This window comes from uncultured Gimesia sp. (genome assembly GCF_963972345.1).
GTDB lineage: Bacteria > Planctomycetota > Planctomycetia > Planctomycetales > Planctomycetaceae > Gimesia.
Genome location: NZ_CAXAVM010000034.1, coordinates 1 through 25,198, shown reverse-complemented (window position 1 = coordinate 25,198; position 25,198 = coordinate 1). Strand labels below are relative to the sequence as shown.

General features: G+C 51.3%; 24 protein-coding genes. 7 read left to right on the top strand and 17 right to left on the bottom strand.

Annotated features, from left to right (window positions below):
- Nucleotides 1–241: 241 nt before the first annotated feature.
- Nucleotides 242–3,301, top strand: a complete 3,060-nt coding sequence (locus AACZ40_RS08320; RefSeq protein WP_291173937.1) for a PQQ-binding-like beta-propeller repeat protein — start codon at nt 242–244, stop codon at nt 3,299–3,301.
- A gap of 59 nt (nt 3,302–3,360) precedes the next feature.
- On the opposite strand, the gene AACZ40_RS08315 is transcribed toward AACZ40_RS08320, so the two are convergent.
- The 12 genes from AACZ40_RS08315 to AACZ40_RS08260 form a co-directional block, all read right to left on the bottom strand.
- The gene (locus AACZ40_RS08315; RefSeq protein ID WP_291173939.1) at nt 3,361–7,050 is read right to left on the bottom strand and encodes a carboxypeptidase regulatory-like domain-containing protein; all 3,690 of its coding nucleotides are present in this window, start codon (nt 7,048–7,050) and stop codon (nt 3,361–3,363) included.
- Entirely contained in the window at nt 7,047–7,445 is a 399-nt protein-coding gene (locus AACZ40_RS08310) for a BlaI/MecI/CopY family transcriptional regulator (protein ID WP_291173942.1), read from the bottom strand. The genes AACZ40_RS08315 and AACZ40_RS08310 overlap by 4 nt, the downstream gene beginning before the upstream one ends.
- A 172-nt stretch (nt 7,446–7,617) precedes the next feature.
- The gene (locus AACZ40_RS08305; protein WP_291173945.1) at nt 7,618–8,886 is read right to left on the bottom strand and encodes a hypothetical protein; all 1,269 of its coding nucleotides are present in this window, start codon (nt 8,884–8,886) and stop codon (nt 7,618–7,620) included.
- Between the two features lie 80 nt (nt 8,887–8,966).
- Nucleotides 8,967–9,944, bottom strand: coding sequence for a carboxypeptidase-like regulatory domain-containing protein (locus AACZ40_RS08300; protein WP_291173948.1), 978 nt, complete (start codon nt 9,942–9,944; stop codon nt 8,967–8,969).
- Nucleotide 9,945: 1 nt separating this feature from the next.
- Complete coding sequence (locus AACZ40_RS08295) at nt 9,946–10,293, bottom strand: PadR family transcriptional regulator (RefSeq protein WP_291173950.1); 348 nt, start codon at nt 10,291–10,293, stop codon at nt 9,946–9,948.
- A 380-nt stretch (nt 10,294–10,673) separates the two neighbouring features.
- Complete coding sequence (locus AACZ40_RS08290) at nt 10,674–11,966, bottom strand: AI-2E family transporter (RefSeq protein ID WP_291173952.1); 1,293 nt, start codon at nt 11,964–11,966, stop codon at nt 10,674–10,676.
- 14 nt (nt 11,967–11,980) lie between these two features.
- On the bottom strand, nt 11,981–12,685 hold the full coding sequence (locus AACZ40_RS08285) for a manganese catalase family protein (RefSeq protein ID WP_291173954.1): 705 nt from the start codon (nt 12,683–12,685) through the stop codon (nt 11,981–11,983).
- 266 nt (nt 12,686–12,951) lie between these two features.
- Entirely contained in the window at nt 12,952–14,082 is a 1,131-nt protein-coding gene (locus AACZ40_RS08280) for an endonuclease/exonuclease/phosphatase family protein (RefSeq protein WP_291173956.1), read from the bottom strand.
- Between the two features lie 47 nt (nt 14,083–14,129).
- The gene (locus tag AACZ40_RS08275; protein ID WP_291173958.1) at nt 14,130–14,699 is read right to left on the bottom strand and encodes a YetF domain-containing protein; all 570 of its coding nucleotides are present in this window, start codon (nt 14,697–14,699) and stop codon (nt 14,130–14,132) included.
- A 166-nt stretch (nt 14,700–14,865) separates the two neighbouring features.
- Complete coding sequence (locus AACZ40_RS08270; RefSeq protein ID WP_291173960.1) at nt 14,866–15,228, bottom strand: hypothetical protein; 363 nt, start codon at nt 15,226–15,228, stop codon at nt 14,866–14,868.
- Between the two features lie 143 nt (nt 15,229–15,371).
- A complete protein-coding gene (locus tag AACZ40_RS08265) occupies nt 15,372–15,800 on the bottom strand; it encodes a contact-dependent growth inhibition system immunity protein (RefSeq protein ID WP_291173962.1) in 429 nt (142 codons plus the stop codon).
- Nucleotides 15,801–15,819: 19 nt separating this feature from the next.
- Complete coding sequence (locus tag AACZ40_RS08260) at nt 15,820–15,987, bottom strand: hypothetical protein (RefSeq protein WP_291173964.1); 168 nt, start codon at nt 15,985–15,987, stop codon at nt 15,820–15,822.
- Between the two features lie 25 nt (nt 15,988–16,012).
- Here AACZ40_RS08260 and AACZ40_RS08255 point away from each other — a divergent pair, with 25 nt between their 5' ends.
- Nucleotides 16,013–16,171 (top strand): hypothetical protein, encoded by a 159-nt coding sequence (locus AACZ40_RS08255; RefSeq protein WP_339673974.1) that lies wholly within the window; start codon nt 16,013–16,015, stop codon nt 16,169–16,171.
- 70 nt (nt 16,172–16,241) lie between these two features.
- On the opposite strand, the gene AACZ40_RS08250 is transcribed toward AACZ40_RS08255, so the two are convergent.
- Nucleotides 16,242–16,409 (bottom strand): hypothetical protein, encoded by a 168-nt coding sequence (locus AACZ40_RS08250; RefSeq protein ID WP_291173966.1) that lies wholly within the window; start codon nt 16,407–16,409, stop codon nt 16,242–16,244.
- A gap of 449 nt (nt 16,410–16,858) precedes the next feature.
- Between AACZ40_RS08250 and AACZ40_RS08245 the strand changes: the two genes are divergently transcribed.
- Nucleotides 16,859–17,584, top strand: coding sequence for a class I SAM-dependent methyltransferase (locus tag AACZ40_RS08245; protein ID WP_291173968.1), 726 nt, complete (start codon nt 16,859–16,861; stop codon nt 17,582–17,584).
- 439 nt (nt 17,585–18,023) lie between these two features.
- Here AACZ40_RS08245 and AACZ40_RS08240 read toward each other — a convergent pair whose 3' ends face one another.
- Nucleotides 18,024–18,413: a hypothetical protein gene (locus AACZ40_RS08240; protein WP_291173970.1), complete on the bottom strand. Its 390-nt coding sequence runs from the start codon at nt 18,411–18,413 to the stop codon at nt 18,024–18,026.
- A gap of 339 nt (nt 18,414–18,752) precedes the next feature.
- On the opposite strand from AACZ40_RS08240, the gene AACZ40_RS08235 reads away from it, so the two are divergent.
- Entirely contained in the window at nt 18,753–19,079 is a 327-nt protein-coding gene (locus AACZ40_RS08235) for a hypothetical protein (RefSeq protein WP_291173972.1), read from the top strand.
- Nucleotides 19,080–19,099: 20 nt separating this feature from the next.
- Here AACZ40_RS08235 and AACZ40_RS08230 read toward each other — a convergent pair whose 3' ends face one another.
- Both AACZ40_RS08230 and AACZ40_RS08225 read right to left on the bottom strand, forming a co-directional pair.
- Nucleotides 19,100–19,534 carry a secondary thiamine-phosphate synthase enzyme YjbQ gene (locus AACZ40_RS08230; RefSeq protein WP_291173974.1) on the bottom strand — a complete coding sequence of 145 codons (435 nt, stop codon included), beginning with the start codon at nt 19,532–19,534 and terminating at the stop codon, nt 19,100–19,102.
- Nucleotides 19,535–19,760: 226 nt separating this feature from the next.
- Complete coding sequence (locus tag AACZ40_RS08225) at nt 19,761–20,729, bottom strand: hypothetical protein (RefSeq protein WP_291173976.1); 969 nt, start codon at nt 20,727–20,729, stop codon at nt 19,761–19,763.
- Between the two features lie 315 nt (nt 20,730–21,044).
- Here AACZ40_RS08225 and AACZ40_RS08220 point away from each other — a divergent pair, with 315 nt between their 5' ends.
- The 3 genes from AACZ40_RS08220 to AACZ40_RS08210 all read left to right on the top strand — a co-directional run bounded on the left by AACZ40_RS08220 (nt 21,045) and on the right by AACZ40_RS08210 (nt 24,167).
- Complete coding sequence (locus AACZ40_RS08220) at nt 21,045–21,923, top strand: DUF1559 domain-containing protein (RefSeq protein WP_291173978.1); 879 nt, start codon at nt 21,045–21,047, stop codon at nt 21,921–21,923.
- A gap of 360 nt (nt 21,924–22,283) precedes the next feature.
- Nucleotides 22,284–22,586 (top strand): hypothetical protein, encoded by a 303-nt coding sequence (locus tag AACZ40_RS08215; RefSeq protein ID WP_339673968.1) that lies wholly within the window; start codon nt 22,284–22,286, stop codon nt 22,584–22,586.
- A 150-nt stretch (nt 22,587–22,736) separates the two neighbouring features.
- Nucleotides 22,737–24,167: an HTTM domain-containing protein gene (locus tag AACZ40_RS08210; protein WP_291173982.1), complete on the top strand. Its 1,431-nt coding sequence runs from the start codon at nt 22,737–22,739 to the stop codon at nt 24,165–24,167.
- Between the two features lie 182 nt (nt 24,168–24,349).
- Here AACZ40_RS08210 and AACZ40_RS08205 read toward each other — a convergent pair whose 3' ends face one another.
- The gene (locus AACZ40_RS08205; protein ID WP_291173984.1) at nt 24,350–25,045 is read right to left on the bottom strand and encodes a class I SAM-dependent methyltransferase; all 696 of its coding nucleotides are present in this window, start codon (nt 25,043–25,045) and stop codon (nt 24,350–24,352) included.
- Between the last annotated feature and the right edge of the window lie 153 nt (nt 25,046–25,198).

Below are 25,198 nucleotides of genomic sequence, written 5' to 3'. Positions count from 1 at the left end.
TTCTTCATGAGTTATACTGAGAAGTTTCACGGCTTATTCATCACAAATTCAACAAAGCCGGAATCCTGCAGAGAGTACGAAAAACAACGCCAGTCTGCTGTTTCGCGACGGTTTGAGGAGTGATACACTCGGCAGGAGAGCTTTATAGAAATGACGGAACTGAAACGGGGAATGTTTAGATATCCGGTTCAGCACACGTCGACTTTAACACGAACCGATTCCGCAGCAGGAACGATTGCGCATGAAAAACAAAAGAGCCGTTCTCAACCAGCGTGCAGGCCTTCTCTTAATGGTGACGTGTTGTCTGACCGTCTGTCAGGCGGGACTGCAGGCAGCCGACTGGCCCACTTACCGGGCCGACGCACAACGCAGCGGATTCACCACAGACGGTCTGGCGGAGGAGCTGGCGCTGCAGTGGCGTCTTCGAAACACGCATGCAATCCAGTCCGCCTGGCCACGCAGTACACGGCTGACTTACGATCGTGTGAATCACTGTGTCATCGCCAATGATCGGGTTTTCTCTGGCGACAGTGTGACCGGAAAAATTCAGGCGGTCGACCTGCAGACAGGAAAACCGGTGTGGGAATATTTCACCGAAGGCCCCGTGCGTTTTGCTCCCACGGTCTGGCAGGATCAACTGCTGGTGACCAGTGATGACGGTTTTCTTTACGCATTGAGTGTTGACGATGGAAGCCTGTTATGGAAACATCGTGGCGGTCCGCGTGCGGAGATGGTGGTGGGGAACGAGCGTGTGATCTCCAAATGGCCAGCCCGTGGCGCTGCCGTGATCGTCGATGATACTGTTTATTATGCTGCAGGAATCTGGCCCAGCGATGGTATCTTTCTGCATGCTTTGAATGCGAAAACGGGAAAGCCGGTCTGGTCGAACACGGATTCAGGTCAGATATATATGCCTCAGCCCCACGGGGGCGCCGATGCGAACAGTGGCATCTCGGCGCAAGGCTATCTGGCCGTCGCCGGCGATCACCTGCTGGTGCCCGCCGGTCGTGCCGTGCCAGCATCGATGAATCGCCTGACCGGTCAGTTCGAATATTTTCACCTGCAGAAAAACCGGGCACAGGGGGGCGGCGATACGATTGTGTCCGGCGATCTGTTTCTGAACAGCGGCGTGGTGTTTCAGGCAGCCGACGGGGAAGCGATCGCGAAGTCAGCACCTGGTCCGACCGTGGCAACACCGGATGGCCTGGTGCAGGCGAGCCGGGGAAGTATTTCCCGTTATCAATGGGCCGATACCGAAAGCCGGGACCGCAAAGGCAAGCTGGTGCAGGGAAAATCCTTGAAACAGCTCTGGACCGTAAAGCAGACACATCCCAGCGCGGCGCTGATTATCGCGGGCGACAAAATTGTTTCCGGCGCCCCCAATCTGGTTGAGACCATTGACCTGGAAACCGGTAAGTCGCTGTGGTCCACGCCGGTGGAGGGCACCGCTTTTGGTCTGGCTGCCAGCAACGCCCGTCTGCTGGTCAGCACCGATCGCGGGACGCTTTATGCGTTCGGTGATAAAACGGCAGTACGCGCTTCCGATAACGACGCGCAGGTGAAGAAGTCACCTTACCCCGCTGATTCAGCGGCTTCCCGGGCGGCGGCGGAAATCGTTGAACGAACCGGCATCGAGAAGGGGTACTGTTTTGATGTGGGCTGTGGTGATGGTGCCTTAGCGTATGAACTGGCGACCCGTACGCAGTTGCGGATTATCGCCATCGAAGCCGATCCTGAACTGGTTGCGCAGGCCCGTCAGAAGCTGACGGCGGCAGGCGTATATGGATCACGCGTCTCAGTACTGCAGCGTTCGCTCGATCAAACCAATACACCGAATAAAGTCGCTAACCTGGTCGTCTCGGGGAGATCCCTTACCGAGGATCCCGCCGCGCTTCCTCAGCAGGAACTCAAACGCCTGCAGCGGCCTTATGGAGGCGTGATCTGTCTGGGGAAACCGGGTGAATTGAAAATTGAGAAACGAGGCGCGATTGCGGGTGCCGGCGAATGGACGCATCAATACGCGGATGCAGCCAACACGTTGTGCAGTAACGATAAACTGATTAACGGCCAGTTAAGTATGTTGTGGTATCGGGATTTCGATTTCGTCATTCCTTCGCGGCACGGACGCGGTCCTGCCCCCCTGTACTCAAAAGGACGTCTGTTTCATGAAGGCAATAATGGGCTGCTGGCAGTCGATGCGTATAACGGTCATGAACTGTGGCGGTTTAAAATCGAGGGAGTCCTGGCAGCCTACGATGGTGATGAATTGATGGGCGCTTCGGGAACCGGTAGTAATTACTGCCTGGGCGGCGATTCCGTATTCATCCGACATGAAGAACGCTGTTTTCAACTGGACGCTGCGACGGGAGAGCTGCTGCATACATTCGATGTCCCTCCCTCCGAAGATTCCACAGCAGAGAAAACGAAACAACCCTGGGGCTACATTGCCTGGCACGACGGTATGTTAATCGGCACCGCCGCAGATCCGAATCATGTGGTCGCGTATCGCTATCATGCGACGACGGGAGATATGACGAAACAGTTGACAGAATCGACCCGGCTGTTCGCCTTTGATACCAAAACCAGGAAACTGAAATGGCAATACGAGCCGGAAGACTCGATTCGACACAACGCGATTGCGATTGCCAACGAGAGGCTGTACCTGATCGATCGTCCGCTGGCCGATTTTGATCGTACCAAAGAGACGCGCAGTAAACCGATTCCCAAAACGGCTAAACATGCCACCGGTCAACTGTTGTGCCTGAGCATCCACGATGGTTACGTCTTGTGGAAAAACAAGGAAGACATTTATGGCACGATGATCGCCGTCAGTGCCGAGAACGACGCGCTGCTGATGAGCTATCAGCCGACGAGCTTCCGGCTCTCCTCCGAAAAGGGGGGCCGTTTGAGTGTCTTTAACAGTACGACGGGAGAAAAAACCTGGGAGGCGAAAGCGAACTACAGCTCCCGACCGTTGATTAACGGAAACACCGTGTATGCCCATGGCGGCGCCTGGAATTTGAAATCGGGCAAACCCCAGCCTTTCAACTTCAAACGTTCTTACGGCTGCGGCATTCTCGCCAGTTGCGAAAACATGATGTTCTTCCGGTCGGCGACGCTGGGCTATTTCGATTTCAATAAAAACGACAGCATCGAAAACTACGGAGGCGTCCGTCCGGGCTGCTGGATCAATGCGATCCCCGCCGGCGGTCTGGTACTCGTCCCCGATGCCTCCGCCGCCTGCAGTTGCAGCTATCTGAATAAATCCTGGTTCGCGCTGGAAACACAGACGGTGAAATAGTTTTCCGGTACGGAAAACCGTAATCACCTCCGACTGATGTCTGTCGAGGGGGATAGTTATTACTTCTCCAGCGTCAGTGTGCCCAGATCGATGGGTTCGGTTGTATTCTTCTCATCGGACGCTGGAACGGTGATCGAGACTGGCTTCAATCTGCCGGCGGGATTGTCATGCAGCCACATCTTTAAGTCATAGTTTCCTGGAGGTACATCGTCGATGTGAAATGCACCATCGTCGCCTATACTGGCCGAGAAATAGGTGTTGTCTGCTTGCAGTTGCAGGTACTTTTCATGCGCAATACGCCAGGCTTTTCCCGCTTCTGTCTTAAACCACTCAGCATACCAGAGCTGTAACAGGGCTGCATTTTGCTTGATTTTTTCGGGGACTGGCGGAGCTGGAGGCGGTTCGAGTGCGCCCTCGAGTCGGATCAGATTCAAATTCCAGATGACTCTGCCGGAATAACCGTCAGCGGGCACCAGTTGACCGATGATCCGCCGACCTGTGCCCCCCAGATTGAGGGTCGTGGTTTTTCCTGCGAATAATTCGACCTTTTCCCGATGTGACGATGTCACCTCGCTGGTGCCTTCATTCACTATCATTGTAATCTCTCGACCTACGCGGCACTTGCCGGGAAAGACACGGTTAAAAACGAAACGGCCGTTTTCATCGGTTTTGGTATTAGTCTCTGTATGAATATGCGGCTCTTTGTCGCCGTAGAGATTGAAGCCGTTACCAAACAGCGTCAGGTCGACATGCGGGGCGATGTCTTTTCCCACACGGAATGTTCCTTCCAGTCGTGCCCAGGGAGTGAGTTTGACGGGATCGGGAATCGGACCTGTTTCCGACTTGAGGTGTGCGAAGCCATCAGGATGAAGAATGATCAGTTGAAACGGTTCCGTTCGTGGCGGAATGCTGAACTGCCCCATGTCATCACTCTGCAGCCGCGTGGCATACGTTGAAATGTTACGAATCCTGCCGTTTTTGATCATGATCTGAGAACCCACAATTCCGACGGCTATTTGCGCATTGGCGGCAGGCTTGCCAGTTGCTGTCAGAATGGTGGCTGCAATGTCTTTGGCAGGTTTCAAAGCGAAATCGTAAGGCACACTTTCCTCATCAGGTTTGAATGCACGGGATGTGGCTACCTCAAAACCGTCTGCTTCAATTCGTAAAAAGTGGGCCGGATCGTCTCGGTGAATGCGAATACTGTATTTGCCATCAGAGGACTCGAAACTCTCGGACGTATTCCAGAACAGGCTGGACGTTGAATCGTCTCTTTGAACTCCGGGAGTGACGCGGAACCTTTTGACAGGCTGTTTTGTCTTCGCGTCGACGACACTTCCCGAGATCACTAATGCTTTGGGCGGTTGGAACACATATTCTTCTTCGCGTGCCAGCAGCGTCTGATTCGTGAGCTGCATGCCTCCCGGGCGGCAGATATCGACTTTGAATGAATCGAGGGGGGCTTCGTCCCATTCCCAGACCCCGTTTTCGTTGGCGTACTGGTTCACATAATCGAACTCAAAATTATCGACCCACCACCTGCGCCAGGTTTGGAAAAAGATGCGTGCTTTGGGAATACCCTTCCCGTTTTTATCGACAACACGCACGCGGACTTTACCTCCAGGCTTCAGCGAGAAATCGACCGGGATCATATCAGGTTCTACACGTACCTCCTGAACGTCCGGTGCACGGCCTTTCGCGGAGACGACGACGCGCGTGACCCGCGGTTCACAACCGGTAATCAGGTAGACGCCAAACTCATCGGTGGTTGCTTTGCGCACATCATTTCCAAATTTGGTGCGGACCAGCGCACCGGCGATCGGTTTTCCGTTTTCATCCGTGACACTGCCGGTGATGTTCAATCCCTCTTCCAGTGTGATTCTGGCAGACGGACTGGCATCGGCTTTCACTTCAAATTCGCTGCGGGCCACACGTTTTCGCCAGGGACGATAGTCGGGATGATTCACATCGATATGGACTTCTGCTTTGGAAGCGGGTACATAATCAAAGTGCCATTGCCCTTTGGCATCCGTTTTGATTTTCGTACCGACGCCTAACTGACTGGTATCGCCGGGTCGTTTTTTGAAATACACGCTGGGTGAAATTCGCGCACCTTCGACGGGTTTTCCTGCTTCGTCGACAATCACGCCGCCCACCGTCCAGCCTTTATCCAGAATGGCTGTAAATTCAGCGGGAATGGATTCGGGATGCTCATAAGAACTCCAGCCGGCCCAGTAGGGTGCATAGCCCGGCTTTTTAATACTGAGGTTGAACCGCTTCATCTGGAGAGGAATGCGAAACAAAAGCTCGCCTTTGTCATTCGTTTTCACAAACGGACCGTATGTCGCATCGCGCAGGTACTCACCGCGGAGAATGTGCTCGGCTGTGGGAGCCGGGTCACTGCGGATTTCCACGGTCGTATCGGGCACCGGTTTGCCGTCCGGGTCAACGACGTTGAGTTGAAACTGTCGTAGAGAATGGTCTTGAGTGTCGGTGTCGTCCGTAACGGGCTGATTCTTCTGTTGTGCTTCCGTTTCTGCTTTGATTGCTGTTTTTTGAGATGCAGGTTCGGCATTGGAAGGGGATACCATGGTGATCAGAGTCAGAGAGAAGCCAAGCAGCAGTAAAGCACATAAGCCGTTGCGCGAGACCGGCATTGGCTCCTGCAGGGATTCACCAAACAGCCGGGCCACGCGACGGCGGATTTCTGAAGGGGACCTGCCACTGGCAGCCAGCGATGTCAGGTCGCCGGTAGAGACACTGCTGCGTCTGGCCAGTTCCGCGACATGCAGCAGGGCCGTCGCATAATTCACGCGCGATTCGAACGGGGAAGTGGAATCGAGTTTCAACTGGCAGGTCATTTCGTCACAGCAGTATTCCCGCAGCATGCTGATACGGTGACTCAGGTACCAGAGCGCGGGGTTGAAAAACAGAATCGCTTCGGTAAACCGCTGCAGTAGATTGATCCATAAATCGAAACGACGGATGTGGGCCAGTTCGTGCGCGAGGATCAGTTCCAGTTCGTCGGTGGTGAGACCACTGATGGCAGAAGCAGGCAGTAGAATCATCGGTCGCAGAATTCCCGTTACGCGGGGCACAATGATCTGTTCGCTGCGTGCCAGGACGGGAACTGCCTTCAACGACCATTTCCGGGCAATCTCGCGCAGTGAGTTGACGAGCGGCCCGGCTATGATTCGCTCGGCTGAAGCGGCGAGTCGCTGCACGCGAATACTGGAAATGACGAGTCGCGCCAGCATCAAGACGACTCCCGCGACGTAGCAGGCGACGATCCAGGGGGCCAGCCAGAGCCAGGCCTGTGATCGTCTTGCGGGAGACGTCTTGGTTTTTTCTGGCGAAATATTGCTGGCGGGCTGCAGCTTTTGATTCTCTGATAAAGGTGATTCCGCTCCGGGCAGGAGTTCTGGCATTTCGGATCTGAATTGCGGCGGAGCAGCAGGTTTCGTCTCTGCCTGCGAGGGAAAAGTATCTCTCACAGTCTGAGGCTGGCTGATAACAACTGGTGTTGAAGCAGCCGGTCCCACGAGTAAAAATGTGACGGGCAGTGCCAGCAGGACACAGAGCAGGACGGCAACATGCAGCACATAACGCCGTTCCACGGTAATTTTCTGCCAGCAGCGTTCCACAAGCCAGAGCAGGCCAGCGAGCAGGGCGACCTGCCAGAGCGAATGCAGGAGCGTCAGACAGAGGCGGCCGCTCAAGGCGGGATCAAGAAGAGTATTCCAGATCATTGCTGTTGCTCCTTTGCCTTGCGGGCGATGAGCTTGCGAAGTGCCGCGAGTTCGTCGGAATCCAGGTCGGCCGTTTCGATCAGATTCATGACCAGCGCCGACGAAGAGCCTTCAAAGACCCGCGATAACAGATCATCCAGGATGCCGCCGGTTACCGCTTTTTTCTGCAGCTTCGGGGAGAAGAGAAACGACTTGCCGTCCTTTTTGCGTTTCACAAAGCCCTTGTGAAACATGATGTTAAGTGTCGTGATCACGGAACTGTGTGCCAGCGGGCGTGCGGCCTGGGCTTCGAGCCGTGCCCGCACATCGCGCACGGGCAGCGGTGATTCGTCCCAGAGGATCTTCAGAATTTCCAGTTCCAGTTCGGTCGGGTGTTCTGATCCGGGTCGCGCCATCGAAAAATTCCTCAATCGAAGTTCTGCCGTTGATCGCCTTTCACACGATCGTCTAATTCTTTAGATGATGTTACAGCGGGAATCTCAGTTCGTCAAGGAATCTTTTAATTAATTAGATGATCAAGGCGATTCGAACACGTCAAATAGAAACCTGGCGAAAAGCAGCGGGCGCTCAGTCTGTTTTCTCAAGCCAGTTGATTCCCTGGCGAATATTGCCGTAGACGTTTCCTTTCCAGCCGTGTCCGCCGGGATAGTCGACCAGCGTGGCACGCACGTGGGCCTTGTTGAATGTATCGCGCGCTGCTTCCGCCATGCGGTAAGGGCAGACACTGTCGTCGGGTGAATGCAGCAGATAGAGGCTGCGCTGTCTGGCATTCGCGGGATCAGGAAGCTGATCTGGTTTAAAGACAGACATGGCAATCAGCGCGCCGGCAATGTCTGTTTCTTTTTGAAGCAGAGCCGCGTAGGCAGCGGGGCCACCCGAAGACCAGGCCAGCAGATAAATTCGTTTCGGATCGATGTTTTGTTTTTCACTGACATTTTTGATCACGGCTGCAATCAGTTCTTCTGTAGTAAATTTCGAATCCGCAGTTTGACTGGCTTGCGCAGGCCAGACGACTTTTTGATCGGAGGTCCATTTTTTGGCGATCGGTTGTGCCAGTACGAAGTCATCGGGCAATGCATTGTCGAAGATCCGCTTTACAAAGGGATGAAAATCGGCCGAGCCGTCACCGCCGGGCAGCACGATCAGCAGGGCCAGCGGTTTCTTCTGAGCAGGTTTGTCTTTCGGTGTGATCAACAGGTATTGGCCGGTTTCTTCGTTGACTTTGACATCAATGGCTTGCTCTGTCTGATCGGGTTTCGCAGGTCCCGCGCCATTGGTTAAGGAAACTTCCAGATCATCAAACCAGATTTTCCCCGGTCCATAGATCTGCAGGCCGATGACAATCTGTTTTGTGTTCTCCGGGATTGTTGTGTCCCCCGTATAAGTTTTCCAGTCATGGCTGACGGGCGAATCGCCTGACTGTTTGGCGCCGATATAACTGAGCCACTGATGTCCGAGACTTTTTTTGTTCTCATCCAGGAATTGTACATCGATGATGGCTTTGGTGGCCTGTTCTGCCCGCACTTCACACTGGACCTGGAGATTCTGTTTCTCACCTTGATAAGGGAGCAGGCGATACCATTGTGCGATTGGAAAATAACGGCGGGCGGATTTCTGCAGAGAGAGACTGCGGTCTCCTGTTTTTCCGCGCCCCTTATCGTAGACATACCTGACGCCGGGCACATCAAAGCCGCTCTGCCAGCCTTCGGGGGCTGTGGTACCGGTTTCGAAACTGTCCTTGAGCAGCACCTCTGTTTCCGCGGAATACGAAACATTCATGCTCAACGGGATGAGTAAGATCCAGGTCAAAGTGAAGTAGTATCTGGGATGCATCATCGGGCCTTTCTGTTCAAATCGCGGCGCGTACCCTGTGCGCGGCAGAATGATTGAGTGTTTAAAATCAGATTCGATCTGTGTCAGCCATCATCAAGGTGGCTGGCAGGTTCTGGTGTCAGGGTTACAGTCTGTTTGTCAGCGGGAACGGTTAACTCTCGTGTCTGCCATTCGCCGCCGGGAAACTGGATGTAAACGGTGACCTGTTCTCCCGGCAGAAAGTGGGGCATGGGCAGATTTCCCTCCGTATTCGATTTCCGGACGACGGGCCGGGCACTGCAGAAATAAATGCAGTGTTCCTGCCCGCTTTGATCAATGCGTTCAAAAGGAAACGCGCTGACTCCTGCCAGGGGTGTTCCCGCGTTTGACTCAAAGTGCAGCACCAGCCCTGCGGACTTTGTCAGTTGAAAACGAAAGGGTTCCAGTGTGCCTGTGCGCATTGAGATATATTCGGATTTCAACAGATGTGCGTCGGCGATGGCGGCGATCTGGACTTCGTATTCCTGACCGGGCGGGTAGACATTTTCGATAAGAAACGTGCCGTCGGGACGCGTGAGGGCGGTAAATGAGTTCTGTCTGAAACCGTGGGGAGGCCAGGTTTTGACCACAGCCAGTATATGAGTCTCGCGGAGAGGTTGACCATCTTCGGCTACGACTGTGCCCTGGATGTCACCAGTCGTTTCTGATTCCGGATATCCCGAAGCCGCCAGTTGTGTACTGTCAGACGGCGGTTTATTTTGGGACGGGAAATAAAGCCAGATCAGCCAGCCCAGCGCACCAACGAGTCCCAGCGTAATCAGCTGATGCAGACGATGCCAGAACAGATGCCGTGAAAGCGAGACGTCACAACAATCGTCGACAACCGCTTTGACATCACCAAACTGCTCGAGCGCGGTCTGTTGAGACTGCCGGGCATCCATGCCTTCACTGTGATGTTCGGCGGCACTGGAGGAGAGATGAAACTCAATTTCTTCACGAATATCGTGCAGTTCACGATCCGCATGGGCAATGAGAGGCAGGCGCAGATAAGAGATCAGGGTGCGGAACCAGTGACGTAACATTTCAGCCCTCCGCCAGGTTGGATTTCAGCACCAGACTGATCGCATCGACCAGCTGAGACCAGGACTGGACTTCGGTTTTGAGCTGGGCGCGACCGACAGGCGTCAGTTCGTAATATTTCGCCCGCCGGTTACTTTCCGATAAGCCCCACTCCGATTGGATCCAGCCTCGTTTCTGCATGCGATGTAATGCCGGATAGAGCGAACCTTCTTCAATCTCCAGGGCGCCGCGCGTCGTCACCTGAATCCATTTCGCCACGCCATACCCGTGCCGCGACTGCGACAGCAGGCTTTTCAGGATCAGCATATCCAGCGTTCCCTGCAGCAGGTCGGCTTTCTGTTTTTTTGCCATGCCTCTCTCCCCAAGAATGCTTAGGGAAGAGTATCACAGACTACCCCTAGAATGTCAAGGGAAAAGTTTCCGGATCAAAAATTATTAGAGCGCATCACATCTGACTAAAGCGTCTTTGAATCTGTATCACTCCGTTTTAATGGCCTTGGAGACGTGACAGTCAAACGGGAACCACCATAAACTCGCGCCGTAGATGTTCTCCTGTAAGGCCAGTTGATTCGGACGTTCCAGAAAGCTCCTGTCAGCAGCTGATTCCCGTTTCGTACAATGACAAAACGCCTGCTCCCTCATCGTGCCCACCGGGCTTCCTCTTAGAACTTCCTGCGTTGCCCGCGGTCTTCAGTATAGGTAGATTACAAAACAGCATAGGATCGCAGGGATCAGCCATCGGCATCGGGAGCCGGGGGATTCTGTTCTTCCAGGTAGTCTTTGACGTACAGTTCCTTCACGATGACTTTGCCTGCTGCAAGCAGTGGTGAGGCGACTATTGCTCCCATTAATCCGAACAGGACTCCCATGATCGCCTGAAAGGAGAGCAGTAGCGCGGGGGGCAGTGAGACCTGCCGTTCCTGGATGAGGGGCGTAATCAGGTAACTTTCCACCAGCTGTAATCCGATGAAAGCAGGCACAACCAGTGCGGCTGTCGTCGTGCCTTTGGGAAGCGCGATTAAAATCGCCAGGCAGAATGCAATCAGGGAACCGATATTGGGGATGAACGTCAACAGCCCGGAGATCACACCCAGGGTGCCCGCCATGGGAACCCCAATCAGTGAGAGCACCAGCCACGCACCCAGGCCGGTAATGACCATCGATCCAAACCGCCCCAGCAACCAGTGCCAGAGCGTTTCACTCAATTGATTCATCAGACCCTTGATGCGGTCTCTGCGCCGGGGAGTAAACAGGATGACCACCCCATCCCGGTATACCTGTGGCGAAGCCGCCAGGAACAGTCCGACAAACAGAATCAGAATCACATTCACGACGAATCCAAACGTCGATTTAAACATACGCCCCACAAAAGAGACAGCCTGCTGAGCGGGCTGCGTCAGCGACTGTAAACCGGACTGCGACTGCTTATCTTTTGATTCGGCTTCTTTATCGGAACTACCCTGATTTGCCGAGTTCTGCTCTGAAGCGAAATCGGATTCGCGGGAAGACTTGTTTTCCGACTGCTTTGGATCCTCCGGCTTTTTTTGTGGGGCCAGTAGCGGGACCAGCATTGGTGTGGAATGAATGGCCGAGTTGATAGACGTATACTCATCAGCCCAGTTCCGCACCTGTTCGACACCCCGCTCAATCTGCTGGCGGACTTCATCGATCTGAGTGTTGATCTGGACAAAGAAAAAAATCGTGATTCCAAACCAGGCTCCGATCAGTAACAGAACCACTGCTGCCAGGCTGGCTTTATAGGGCAGGCGAATCAGTTTACTCAACTCGTGGCTGGAATGATTCAGGAACACGCCAAACAACACTGCCAGGAACAGCGCCAGGATAATCTCCCACGTAATGACCAACGCTGAGGCGAGAACCACGACAACAATCAAAGTTGTAATCGTGTGAGCAAGGGTACGCGAAGAATGGGTTTGGGCATTCTTCACCATGTCGGCTTCTGCTCGCGCTCTCGTCTCAGGTTGGTTCTGTTCGGACAGATGATTCTCTCCCGTCTGGTGCATGCGGGTTCCTGTTATTATTTCTGAAAGGCAGGATTTTCGATGACTTCCCATTCCTTTCCGGAATTCCAGGGGCCTTCATAGTCATCACCCAGATCGCCTGATCCTGTGGAGTCGTTGAAATATTTATCGACCCACTTGTCATCCGGTTTCAGATCCCCGATTTCCAGAGGTTTTTTATCCATACTTTCCAGAGCCTGCCCGAAGGCTTTCAAATGCGTGATTTCCCGGGTCATGAGAAATTTCAATGCATCTTTTGTTCCCGGATCGTCGGTATATTCAATCAGTCGTTCATAAACGATCTTCGCCCGGGCTTCCGCCGCCATATTAGAACGCAGATCCACTTCCAACTGACCGGTGACATCGACATAAGTGGACATCCAGGGAACTCCCTGGGAGTTATTCAGTGAGACTCCCCCGCCCCCCACGACTGCGATTAAGGGATCTTCCAGGGCTCCCTCTCCCTTTTCACGTAAAGGCTTCAGGTGCATCCGGGCGAGCGAACCAATGACTTCCAGGTGACTCAATTCTTCCGTTCCAATATCCATTAATAGGTCTTTCCGAGCAGGATCATCGCAGTTCAAACCCTGGATGGAATATTGCATCGCCGCCGCCAGTTCACCATTCGCACCGCCGAACTGTTCCAGCAGCATATTTCCAAAACGCGGATCAGGATTGCTGACATCGACGGTATACATGAGCTTTTTAACGTGATGATACATGGAAAATCCTTTTTGATATCTGACGTACTAAATATTAATAATGAAAAATATCCGACAAGAATATGTGACATGCTGCAGCGCAGTGCCACTTCAATGCTGTCTCAGCTAATAAATTGTTTTCGAGGAACCAACTCGCAAACAATGTGCCAATACGTGATCTCTGGACTTAGCTCGATTTTCCAGCGAATACGACCCGGGCGGCGTGTTGATACTGTAGTCGGAGTAAACGAAGCGGTGTCTGAGCGGTCAGCGTGCGCGGTGGGCTGTCAGTTATTCTCGGGAGATGGATGCTTCTTTCTGGCAGACTGCACGGCCTCGGCAGCATCTTCCTGATCCCCTGAATCCAGGTCCGGGCCTTCCTGGCTGGCAGCCGCCTCGGGTTCGTAACTCAGTTCCACAAACAGCGGGAAATGGTCCGAACCGATGTCAGGCAGCGTGCGGATTTCTGCCACGCGAAAGTCATCGGAAACAAACAGATAATCCAGAGGGTATCGCCAGATCCAGGAGGTGGCATCGTAAGTCGCAAACAGGCCCCGCCCTTTTCTCGGGTCGAGTAAACCACTGACTTCCTGAAACAGATTCGTCGTGCGCGACCAGCCGACATCGTTCAGATCCCCCAGCACGATGGCACTCTTGCTCTTACTCACTTCGCGACCGACGAGTACCAGTTCCGCATCCCGCTTGGTCGTGTCTTCTCCCGGCCGGGGTGGATTGGGATGAACGGCAAACAGGCGGACTTCTTTCCCGGATCGCAAGAGGACGGTCGCGTCGATGGAGGGGATCTCCCGCTTGACCAGTCCTCTGACTTCCGCCGACTTCACCCTCAGATTCGTATAGAAGGCCATCCCATAGGTGTTATCCAGGGGATGCGTGAGATGGTAAGAATACTTTGTTTCCAGCGGAGCCAGGTCGGAAATCCAGCGTTGATTGACTTCGCACAACACGACGATGTCCGGCTGTTCCCGGTCGATCAATTCGAGAACCGCTGCCGCATCAGTGTTCTTCTGCAGTACATTGGCTGTCAGAATTCGCAGACGCGTCTCCGTGTTTTGTGACTGCGCGGTCTCCATTTCATGGGGGGCAATCGCGAGGTAAGGAAAGATCCAGAACAGCTGAATTCCAATGCCCGCACACAGCACGGCTGCAGCAATTTTCGCCGTGATTTTCCGGCGAAACGGGATCAGGGTCAGCAGGACGACAATATAACAGACCAGTAGTTGCAGCCGCGGAAAATCGCCAATCCGCACCCACCACCAGTCGACTAACAGTAAGGGAAAAAACGCGGTGATCGCCAGGATGACACAAATCAACAGCAGTCCGTACCACAACCACCGCCGCCATCCGGGCTCATTCGAAACCGATTCTTTTTTTTCAGGTGTGGTGAGTGTGCTGTTCAATTTTGCGGTCCGACCTTGAGTTATTGACGGGAAGAATCAGTTACGGGTCAATGTCCGGAAGCAGACTCCCGGTTTTCAAACAGCTGCTCTGCACCAGTCACATTGCGAAAAAAGTCTGGCTCCAGTTTCGCATCCGGATCTGCTGAATGCAAAACAGAAATATCACCCGTCGTTTCAAACACGACCGCCAGCACCTGGTCGGCGTTCAAGGCATTCGCCTCGCGCAGTTTACCATAAACATCATCCCTGGTAATATTCGCTTTTTTAAGATTTTCATCCAGAATCGTACTCCCCCGCATCAGCAGTAGCGGCTCGTTGTCGACCAGCTTACTGAACCAGACAAAATGCTGCCTGAGCATCGCCAGCAACCACTGTCCGAAAAACAGACTGGCCAGTGCCGTCAGTCCGATAACGAGCGTGGGTGTAGAACTGGAAATCGTCGAAGCAAACAACGAACCGACGGCAACCGTCATCGCAAAGTCGGCGGCGGACATCTTGGAAAAACTCCGCAATCCCGTGAGCCGCGTATAGAGCAGGATCACCGCATAAGTCAGCAGACACGACAGCAGCACCATCGGCATTTCAGCCCATTGGTCTGTGATCCACTTCTCAAACATCGCACAGCCTTTCTGATGGGGACGCAGGGAGTTTACCGACTAACACATGCCAGCAGGTAATCGCACATTCCATGCCAAGCCAGGAAAATCCGATACGTGCTGAATGAACTTACAGGCTGAGCCGAGAGAGATACCTGTAAACTGGCATAGCAGGGAGATCGTTTCCTCAGCGATGTTTCTCACCATAAGTCACACGGTAAGCCCAGTCGATCTGATCTTCCCGGCCCTGCAGTCGATACAGTTGTTTGTCAAATGAACTCCCCGGTCGACGGAGCATGCCCTGCGGTCCCCGTTCGCCGATGCGACATTCCAGCCAGTTGATGCGATCGATGGCAGGATCAATCTGCAGTTGAAGATACATCGGCACAACAGACTGATCACGGATCAGCCAACTCATGCCAAAGAAAACCGCTTCCCTTTCACCGGTCCGTTCTGCGACCAGCGGAATCACATCATCCAGCGTATCCGATTTCCATTCAGGATAAAGTTCAGCCAGGACTTCGGGAATGAAATAGTCTAACGCACCCATGAGTTGCCTGAAGTCCTCGGTTTCCTCAAAACTCGCACCCACAGCAGTCTGATTCAAGAGTGTGCGCAGTGATCGAGCGACAATGATTTCTGATTTTGAAAGTTCACGGTTGTCTTGTTCGTTGTTGAATGAAAAGTCTCCTGTTACGAGTCGGTCAGTGAGTCTGGTGCATTCGCTAACAGCTTGCGGACCGTTCTTGTTTCGTGTTCTTTCAGCGAGTCTAATGTTTCGTTTGCTTTGGTGATGACTCGACGAAGTACTTCGCGCTTGTCGGTATGTATGTTCCAGAATGACTCCGGGACACCTAATACAGCGTTCAGCAAATCACCGGGATAACAGTGACCCTCCACCAGTGGATCTTCTTCGAGAGTTTCCAACGCCAGAGGAATAAGAAAAAACAGGCTGATCTGCTGGCCGATCATAATTCGGAGATCTTCTGTTGAGAAGTCATTCAGAGGAACCCGCCGCAAACGATGACATGTTTTTACAAGAGAGGAATCGAAGTCTGGTTCTCCCCAGTCCTCTTGTTCCAGTTCCTGCAAAGTTCTTCGACGGTCGAAATTGGTTTTCAATTTTAGTCCCCACGTCTTTTCACCAGACTTTGTTTCCATAGTCCCAGGCACAGCTTACCATCTGACTCTGAGTATCGACAACAGGTTCACGAATTCGACTATCCACCTGATTACCGGTGGGATAGAATGCAGGCTCTGCAACCAGTTTTCGATCGCCGCCATAGAGGTGGACAGGGGGAATATTCAATACGTCACGACCAGCGTTTCTCTGGATGCCTCTTCGCGGCGCTGTCCTTTTTATCACATCAATGGCGCAGGCCGGCGTTGAGGAAGCGAAGCTCAAGGAACGCTTTGGTGAGCAACAGTTCGTGCCCGCAGGACCTGTATTGCGTCGTAAGATGAGCTGCTGCTGTGTGGATTGCGAGGTTTAAAAGTCTTTGACACGCAAGCCAGGGGTAACCGGAGAATCTCCCAGCAGATGTTCTAAGCCGATGACATTTTTTAAAAATTCAGGTTCCAGTTTCGTATCAGCGTCATCACGAAGTCAGCAGCCGACATGTTTGAAAAGCTCCGCAGGGTGGTGATACGAGTATAAACCAGGATCAGACTGTAGGTGATCAGACAGGACAACAACACCATCAGAATTTCATTCCCTGGGCGGCGATCCATTTTTCGATCATGGGACTTGCATTTCTGAAATATGACACAGGATTAAGCGACGACTGTCACTCAAACTTAGCAGTTTGCGTGACAATTAGAGAAAACGAATGATTACCCAGTACTCCCATTTCATTCTGGCTTTACGCTTACCGAACACGTTCGTTTTGGTTGTTCCATTCACTATCCATAGGCGAGGCCCACGAAATTTCCAGACAGGGATGCCTGACTAGAACTTCGATTGACTCCTATGCCAGAGTGACTTAAAGCGAGATTTCATCCTGGAGAGGTCGGTGACGACTTAACAATTATTCTTATTGACAGTTAATCTTGAAATGCTAGGATTCCGTGTTTTGAAATGATGGTAAGTATTACTGAGTCAAATTAAGTCCTGGGGTTCCTGCAATAACTAATCATACGATAATCCAGATAACTTTTTTCAAGCAAAGAATCGAATTAAGATGAATAAGCATCCAGAGTTATTTGTAGAATTAGATCAAATTGGTTTAACATTACCTGAATATCTTCCCACATTTGATTTCCCCAAGGCCTATATTAACTCATCCCACGCCGTTTATGCTAAGTGCCCAGTGAATGAAGATGATTTAGTTAAAGTGAAAAAAAGCCGGTGGGGTTTTGGAGAAGACATTCCGGGATGGCTCCGTAGGGCTGATGCTTTGAAATTGTATGAATTGGCCTATTTTGTCCAGGGAGACATCTTGGAAGTCGGTTGCTATCACGGGTTAAGTACGACGATTTTAGCAAAAGCTGCCCGTCAATCTCCCTGGTCCAAACATATTTACAGCATTGATATGAGTCCAGAATGTGTAGAAGAAGCGAAAACTCATCTGCGTATGAAGAAATTAGATCGGGGAGTAACAAATATCTGCGACGAAGGAACCGCGGCAGTCAAAGCTTTAAAGGCCGAAGGGAAACAGTTTGAATTTGCCTTTATCGATCATTCACATGAGTACGAGCCGGTATTGAGTCTCTGCCGTGAATTAGACTCCCTGATGGTTCCAGGAGGATTTTGCCTGTTCCATGATTTCAATGATTCAAGAAACGCAGATCCAGAAGCTCATGAGTATGGGGTCTACCAGGCAGTGACTGAAGGTCTGGATCCAGACAAATTTGAGTTTTATGGACTCTACGGATGCACTGCCTTATATCGGGCGAAACCAAGCTAGGAAATGGAGTTACGTAACACAGTATGATCTTGATTGAAAACTGAGAACTGGATGACATGTAACTCAGCTTAATCACAGACTTTCCAACCAGCGATCATAGTCAGCATGCAGTCCTGATTCGTTATGGTTGATGAAAACCGAAGCGGTGATATGCATCGCGTTCCCCAGGCACATTGCATTACACACTGGCTTTTGTGGTATCTGGGAAAACGATCTCACCGATATCTCATGTTAAACACTCAAAGAACATCATACCCCCAGAACTTCGAGATGTGTACGCCGAAGTCGTTACCAGGGCCGCTGATCTCCGGGATCAGGGGAAGACACATATGGAAGTCTGCGAAGCTCTGAACGATCTTGGGTTCAGAACTCGAACTGGCAAGCTCTGGCGGCACCCACAGCAAATTGTGAAGTAATTTCGTTCGTTTTCGTAGGATGATTAGTCTCCAAAACAGACGACAGCACATAGACTTGATTGGGCCTCAGTAACCAGATCGATGAGTTTCGTCAGCAATGCTTGGAGTTCGGACTTGGTTACTGTCGACATGAGAGCATCGTCACCACGCCACCCGATGCGTACATCCCACTCATCTGGTTGTTCTCTGGCTTCTGCGGATGCTCTTTCAAGGATCGCAAGTAGAACTGGCAGTTCATTCGCACTGAAGACAGCATCGTCATACAGGTCAATAATTTTTCCCGTCTGTTCCCATACGTCTTGAAAGAACGGAAAAAGAAACCAGTAGTAACCATCATCTTCGAGATAAATACCCGAAGTGTAATCTGCATTGTGGACATCGTCTGTGCGAGATAGCCCAATTGATAAAGCCATGACCTTGCTCCAAGGGCTACTCCCCAATAATCTTCGCCAGAATCCGTTTTCGCCGGCGGCCGTCGAATTCATAATAAAACAATGTTCCCACGGTCACAGGTTCAACACTCAAAAAACATCATACCCTCAGAACTTCGAGATGTGTACGCCGAAGTCGTCGCAAGGTCCGCTGAGCTCCGAGATCAGGGGAAGACTCACATTGAAATCTGCGAAATGCGGAATGCTCTCGATTTTTGGATAAGAGCGGGTAAGATGTGGCAGTATCCGCAACAAATCATCAAACTAATACGGTCATTCCAGCGGCAGTCCTGATAGCACACGAGTAGAGGAAGCGAAGGCATGGTTGATCCAATCAGAATCATCGGGGTTCATCCAATCTCTGCGAGTGAGTCATGCCATCTCGTAGAAATTGAATTGAACGCACCTGCGGACGAGTTTGATTTTGGATCGGTCACACAAGAGATGCCCGACCAATCGACCGACAACTGGCAAGTTGCCTATGAGGAGCAGCAGGTCGGCGACGTTGAAGTCGGATCTCGGTGGGCGTTTTTCTTCCACAATCTCGTCTTCGAGCGTCCACTGCTAACTCCGCTTGGTTCAATCGCAATTCCTGATCCGACACGTCTCCCAAGTCACCTAAAAGAGATCGAATACTACGAGCCATAGGCTATGTGACTGGATTTCCTTTACTCCCCAATAATCTTCACCAGAATCCGTTTCCGCCGGCGGCCGTCGAACTCGTAATAAAAAATGTGTTCCCACGGTCCCAGGTGCAGTTTACCGTCGGTGATGGCAACAACGACTTCGCGGCCCATGATCTGACGTTTGTGGTGGGCGTCGGCGTTGTCTTCGCCCGTGCGGTTGTGCAGATACCCGCCGGAAGCAGGATCACTGCCCGCATCGAAGGGGGCCAGCTGTTCCAGCCAGCGATCATAGTCGGCATGCAGGCCTGATTCGTTGTCGTTGATGAAGACTGACGCCGTGATATGCATTGCGTTTATAAGTATTAAACCATCGGTAACTCCACTCTCGGCGACCAACTGTTCTACGTCGTTGTGTATAGAAACGATCTGTCGACGCTTTGGGATATCCATCCAGAGTTCTCTGGTGAGTGTTTTCATGAGGCTGCTTTTTCCAGCTGGACTGTGTTCTGTTAGTAGCATCTCCAAGGGCATTTGGGCTGATTATAATAGTTTGAGAGACGCTATGATAAAATGCGATGCGATCTAGAGTCCGGGATCGTTAAGACTCTATGATAGTTAAAGCGTAGTCTTTCGTGAAACTCAAAAGCAGGAATTTAAACGGGTGGTCGGGCAGCCGCAGCAGAATGTGTTTCTGATTTCCGTACTAATCATCTCGTTCCGAATAGTTCACGCTGAAATTCACTTCTGTTACCGCTGATGCCAGTTCCTTGAAGGCGGGCTTTGTGATTCTGGTACCCTGCAGTTGAACAATCGCCAGATGCTTTAACTGCTGCAACGATTTGAGTGAAGGAATCGCGGAATCGCTGAGTGGTGTTTCCTTAAGCGATAAAGCTCTCAGTTTCGGTGTGGCCTCTGTCAAGGCAGTCATCAAACTCGCAATCAACTGGTCATCGATCGTACTGTTGCCCAGGTAAAGCAGTTCCAGATTCGGGAATTGCCGCAGCGATTCGATGAGCGCTGCATCTACCTGTATGCCACTTAGATCAAGGTGCGTCAGTTGCGGCAGTTCTCCCAGAGACTGAAGACCCGCGCCGGTGAGTTCCGTTTCGCTGGCATAGAGTGATTCCATCTTTTTGAGTGGTTCGAGATGTTTCAATCCTGCATCAGTGACATCGGTCTGATTGAGGTTGAGGAGTTTTAATTCCACCAGTCGGCTGAGAGGAAGCAGGCCGGCATCCCCTACTTTGCACTGCGCCAGTGACAGAGTCCTGAGCTGATCTGATTGCTCCAGCTGCAGCATGCCTGTGTCGGTCACCTCGGTTTCATCGAGAAAGAGTGCTTCCAGATTTTTCAAGCCTGTCACATGCTGCAGGGCAGCATCGGAGATACCACTGCGTTCGAGGTGCAGTCGTTGCAATGCAGGCAGTTCTTTCAGATAGATGGCCAGTGTGTCATTCATCGTAGAATCGGTGGCTGACAGATCGACCACGTGTCCTGTTTCATTCACTTTGAACCGAATCGGTGTTTTGCTTTCCAGCGATGTGAGGGCAGCTTGTTCCGATGCAGGAGTCAAATGAAACAGATTGCCTTTCATGAGAAGAACGATTAATAGCAGAGCAATCGAAGTTGCTGTTAACCAGGATGCCAGTTTGATCCGGGAAGAAGTTTGCATTATCACCATACCTGTTCTTTAGCTGTGCTAAGGGAAGTAGCGAAAAGTCGACGCTCGAGAATCGTTTGATCCGCAAATGATAGAGTGTGTGTCTGAATAATCAATGGTCAATCGCGCTCCGAGTTCGGGACCCGTTTTGTGAATCAAGGTGATTTAAAGGAATGCCGGAGTTTCATGGTCTCTTTGCCATATATTCACACTTACTCTTTAGAATCACCCGCAGTTTCTGATTCACATTGATGTGTATCAAATGGCTGGCGCCCATCTTATTTCTCGACTTATCGTCACTTAACTCTCCCCGAAGAAAGATTGAAAATGCAAAAGAATTTGAGGAAGCAAAAAGGTTTCACGCTGATTGAATTACTGGTTGTCATCGCTATCATCGCCATTCTTATTGCGCTGTTGTTACCCGCTGTTCAACAGGCACGAGAAGCGGCCCGACGGTCGACCTGTAAGAATAATCTGAAACAGATTGGTATTGCATTACACAATTATCATGATGTCGCCCGGGCTTTTCCGCCGGGATCTCTGTATGGCGACGATGAATATGGCTGGGCCTGTATGATCCTGCCCTACATTGAACAGGCCAATATCTACAATCAGTTAAATTTTTCAGGACAGGGGCCGGATATCACCATCCCCCTGCAGGTTGGCGTTACCGATCAGGTAATCCCCATTTACCTCTGCCCTTCGAACTCAATGTCTCTGACAAGAAGCCCCATTCGTGCGGGTGCGGGCCATAATGGAGTTGATCTGGGGGGACACGCCAGAAATGACTATAGCGGCAGTGCTGGTACCTCAGCGGGTTCAGTCACGGGCATGTTTGGAAAAATCAAGGATACGCTGTCCCCTACAAAAATCCGGGATATCGTGGATGGATCGAGTAATACGATCGCCGTTGGTGAAGCTTATACTCAATATATGAGAGAAATTGATGGCCCGACACATGCCAATGTCGGCGATTTCAAAGTCTGGGTTGGTACCAATAATCAACATCAGAATATCATTGCAGAAGCAGCTCCCGAACATGTCCTGAATAGCACGCGAGACGATTCCTTCGCCAGCCAGCATGTGGGTGGAGCGCAGTTCCTGTTTGCTGATGGTTCCGTCAGCTTCGTTTCCGAAAACATCGATATGGTCACATTCGGTAAACTGGCCGACAAAGCAGATGGCGGGGTCGTCGAAAGACCATAACCTCATCGACGGCTTTCTGTACGTGTACCGTACTCTACGGAGTAGCCCTTCCTTCCGGGGAGGGCACTCCGGTTTTGGAAAAATCGACTCGCAATCCGTTCACGAGTTCAAGTGCATTCCGGAAGAGTATCAAATCGTGGAACAATCAAGCAAAACTCATGTCGGATCCATGCTGGACGAGACTCAATTATTCATGGCAGTGAGATGGAAATGTACTTTAAAAACCAATTAATTTTCTGGTCGATTTCATGTTTCTCGTTCATTTTCTGCGGAGGCTGTGGGGAAGACTATCAGAAAACAGTCGTTCCCGTTTCCGGGTTTATTCGAGTTGATGATGATCTTGTCACTGAGGGATATATAGTGCTGACGCCTGTGCCAGGCAGTGATGCAAATCCGCTGAACTCCGGTAAATCCGCCAGCGGAACCATTACCAGTAACGGTACCTTTGAGTTAACAACTTATGAAAAGGGTGATGGGGCGCTGGTGGGGAAACACATTGCCCACTTTTATAAGCCCGACCCCGAAGACGACGAGCAGGTTGTCAAAGAAAAATATTATCCGGGAGGACAGGAAGTCGAACTGGAAGTCATTGATGGTAACAATCAGTTCGACATTCATTTACACGCCGACGGAGCACCGGAAGTCGTTCAGACTGGTTCCTGAGAATCGTGATTCGTGGAAGGACTGACAGCCCAGGCGAGAACAGAAAGCATGACCGACGACAGACTAGACAGCATGGAACTCAATATACAGAACACTCAATCAGCTGGCACAGACGGACTTCAGAATGAATCTGGTTGTGTTCGGAAGAGGATGGAAGCTTTATGTCGCTGGTCGTTTCGACCGGTCGACATCGCACCGCTGGTCTTTTTCCGGATCTTTTTTGGCCTGATGATGCTGTATCATATCTGGTCGATGACAAGAGATCGCTGGGTGCAGTATTTTTACATTGACCCCGATTTTCACTTTTCCTATCCAGGCTGGAGCTGGATAGAACCCTGGCCTGGCATCGGAATGCATATTCACTTTGCCGTGTTGATGATTGCGGCTTTGGGGATTTCACTGGGACTGTTTTATCGAATCAGCGCACTCACCTACTTTGTGGGTTACTCATATGTCTTTCTGCTTGAGAAGTCACTTTATCAGAATCATTGCTATCTGATTTGTCTGCTCAGCGGGATCATGGTGGTGATTCCCGCGCAGCGTGCCCTTTCGCTCGATCGTCTCTTTGGAAGAATTAAAGGATCTCCGGTCGCACCACAGTGGTCGCTGGGACTACTGCGATTACAGATTGCCATCCCTTATTTTTATGGTGGTTTAGCTAAGCTGAATTATGACTGGCTACTCACCCAACCGATAGGAATGTGGATTCAGCGACGAACGGATGTCCCTTTTCTCGGTACCTATCTGGGCGAAAACTGGGTCGCCTGGGCCTTTGCTTATGGGGGGTTGTTGTTCGACCTGCTGATTGTACCTGCCTTGATCTGGCGTCGTACGAGGCTCTTTGCTTACCTGGTTGCAGTTTCATTTCATCTGACCAATGCCGTTCTGTGGGAGATCGGTATTTTTCCCTGGTTCATGATCGGGGCGACGCTGATCTTTTTTCCTCCCTCTGTTTTTCGCAAGGCGGCTCATCTCAATAAGCTGGAATTTACTCCACTGGATGTTCCCTCCCGGTCTGTCTGGGGAGAGCGAATGACGGTTGCTTTATTGTCGGTGTATATTTCCTGGCAGCTGATTTTTCCTTTTCGACACTTTCTGTATCCGGGAAATGTGAGCTGGAATGAGGAAGGGCACCATTTTGCCTGGCATATGATGTTACGCGAAAAAAATGTGGGGATTCGATTTTATGCCTACGATCCTGCCACTAATCAGCGTGGGTTGATCAAGGTGGAAGAATTTCTGAATTCACGTCAACTCAGTCGTATGGGGAAAGACCCTGATATGGTGTTGGAATTCGTGCACTACGTGCGTGATCATTACCGGGAACATCGAAATACTGAGCTGGAGATCTATGTTTTGAATATTGCCTCACTCAATGGTCGGAAACCTCAGCTCCTGATGAACCCCAAACTGAACTATGCTGCCGTTGATCGTGTCTGGACCCCTCAACCATGGGTTGTGCCTCTCAAGGAGCCGCTACCGAAAGAAAGCTGGAACAGGCCACTGGATCAATGGGAGAAAATACTTGATCTGGATATCCCGGAAAACATGCAACTGGCACGCATGCAGCAATCCCCCTGACACCTCCGTTAAAACTCCAAACTGATTAAAGCTCAGGCAACATTACTTCAGTCTGCAGAGGCTCAAACATGCCTGACTAGTCAATGATTTGTATTCTGACTCTGACAGCATTCTATTGTTCTACGATAGCTCAGAGGGAAGAAGAAACTCAGTTTGGGCATAAACGAGCATTTGAGGGGAAGCTAAGAATCAGATGAAAAATACTTCTTCAGTCGGCGTTTTGATTTTCTGACGATAAAGTAACTTCTTGCTTTGGCGTCCAGCCATTTGATACCGGGAATATATTTCAGGAAATTCAACTTCCGGACTAACACATCCAGCGATTTCAGTGCCTGATTATCGGAATAGCGATAGCCTTCTGCCGAGTCGTATTCGCCGCCATTGTCGGTTCGCTCAGAGATGAGGTTCGATGCGTTACGATTAATGTGAAAGGCCACGAATGATTCGTATGTCTGAATCGACCAGACACGCTGGTCGGCGACTGTGTTGTCAAACTCGCTGTAGCGCTGATTGATTTTGTCGATGAAGCGTTTGACATATTCGAGAAAAGAAAATCGCCTGTAACCAAAGCCGTCCATATATGAAGTATGGGTGTCTTCCACGACCAGCATGCCATGGTCGTTGATGATGTCGAGCAGCATTTCCGTTGTGATAATCTGTTGCTCGAACGTATGGCCGCCATCATCCAGGATCACGTCGACGCGGCCGACCTGTTTTTTAAAATCCTGCCAGAACAGCTCATCGGATTGATTCCCGATATAAATTTCAAAGCCTTCACTTTCCCATTTTTTGGCATTGGGATTCATATCGACGCCAATAATTCTCGCCTGTGGTCCCAGAAACTCCCGCCACATAAAGAGCGATCCGCCGCCCAGCACGCCAATTTCGACAAACGTGATCTGCTTTCCCCGGTAGCGGGAAAACAGGTCGTCATAGACTTCGAAGTACGTGCTGTGCTTGATACTTTTATAGGGACTCTGCGATAGCCCAAGACTGGCGGACTCCCGAAAAGTGAATTATGCGGCCAGTTG

Bases quoted from the DNA above. Each gene is read 5' to 3' on its own strand.
- AACZ40_RS08305 (WP_291173945.1), bottom strand. From the start codon at position 8,886: ATGATGCATCCCAGATACTACTTCACTTTGACCTGGATCTTACTCATC.
- AACZ40_RS08245 (WP_291173968.1), top strand. From the start codon at position 16,859: ATGAATAAGCATCCAGAGTTATTTGTAGAATTAGATCAAATTGGTTTA.
- AACZ40_RS08255 (WP_339673974.1), top strand. From the start codon at position 16,013: ATGCCTCTTCGCGGCGCTGTCCTTTTTATCACATCAATGGCGCAGGCC.
- AACZ40_RS08230 (WP_291173974.1), bottom strand. From the start codon at position 19,534: ATGAAAACACTCACCAGAGAACTCTGGATGGATATCCCAAAGCGTCGA.
- AACZ40_RS08270 (WP_291173960.1), bottom strand. From the start codon at position 15,228: ATGGGTGCGTTAGACTATTTCATTCCCGAAGTCCTGGCTGAACTTTAT.
- AACZ40_RS08315 (WP_291173939.1), bottom strand. From the start codon at position 7,050: ATGATCTGGAATACTCTTCTTGATCCCGCCTTGAGCGGCCGCCTCTGT.
- AACZ40_RS08235 (WP_291173972.1), top strand. From the start codon at position 18,753: ATGGTTGATCCAATCAGAATCATCGGGGTTCATCCAATCTCTGCGAGT.
- AACZ40_RS08320 (WP_291173937.1), top strand. From the start codon at position 242: ATGAAAAACAAAAGAGCCGTTCTCAACCAGCGTGCAGGCCTTCTCTTA.
- AACZ40_RS08295 (WP_291173950.1), bottom strand. From the start codon at position 10,293: ATGGCAAAAAAACAGAAAGCCGACCTGCTGCAGGGAACGCTGGATATG.
- AACZ40_RS08275 (WP_291173958.1), bottom strand. From the start codon at position 14,699: ATGTTTGAGAAGTGGATCACAGACCAATGGGCTGAAATGCCGATGGTG.
- AACZ40_RS08225 (WP_291173976.1), bottom strand. From the start codon at position 20,729: ATGCAAACTTCTTCCCGGATCAAACTGGCATCCTGGTTAACAGCAACT.
- AACZ40_RS08210 (WP_291173982.1), top strand. From the start codon at position 22,737: ATGGAAGCTTTATGTCGCTGGTCGTTTCGACCGGTCGACATCGCACCG.
- AACZ40_RS08285 (WP_291173954.1), bottom strand. From the start codon at position 12,685: ATGTATCATCACGTTAAAAAGCTCATGTATACCGTCGATGTCAGCAAT.
- AACZ40_RS08290 (WP_291173952.1), bottom strand. From the start codon at position 11,966: ATGCACCAGACGGGAGAGAATCATCTGTCCGAACAGAACCAACCTGAG.
- AACZ40_RS08310 (WP_291173942.1), bottom strand. From the start codon at position 7,445: ATGGCGCGACCCGGATCAGAACACCCGACCGAACTGGAACTGGAAATT.
- AACZ40_RS08240 (WP_291173970.1), bottom strand. From the start codon at position 18,413: ATGGCTTTATCAATTGGGCTATCTCGCACAGACGATGTCCACAATGCA.
- AACZ40_RS08250 (WP_291173966.1), bottom strand. From the start codon at position 16,409: ATGGATCGCCGCCCAGGGAATGAAATTCTGATGGTGTTGTTGTCCTGT.
- AACZ40_RS08220 (WP_291173978.1), top strand. From the start codon at position 21,045: ATGCAAAAGAATTTGAGGAAGCAAAAAGGTTTCACGCTGATTGAATTA.
- AACZ40_RS08300 (WP_291173948.1), bottom strand. From the start codon at position 9,944: ATGTTACGTCACTGGTTCCGCACCCTGATCTCTTATCTGCGCCTGCCT.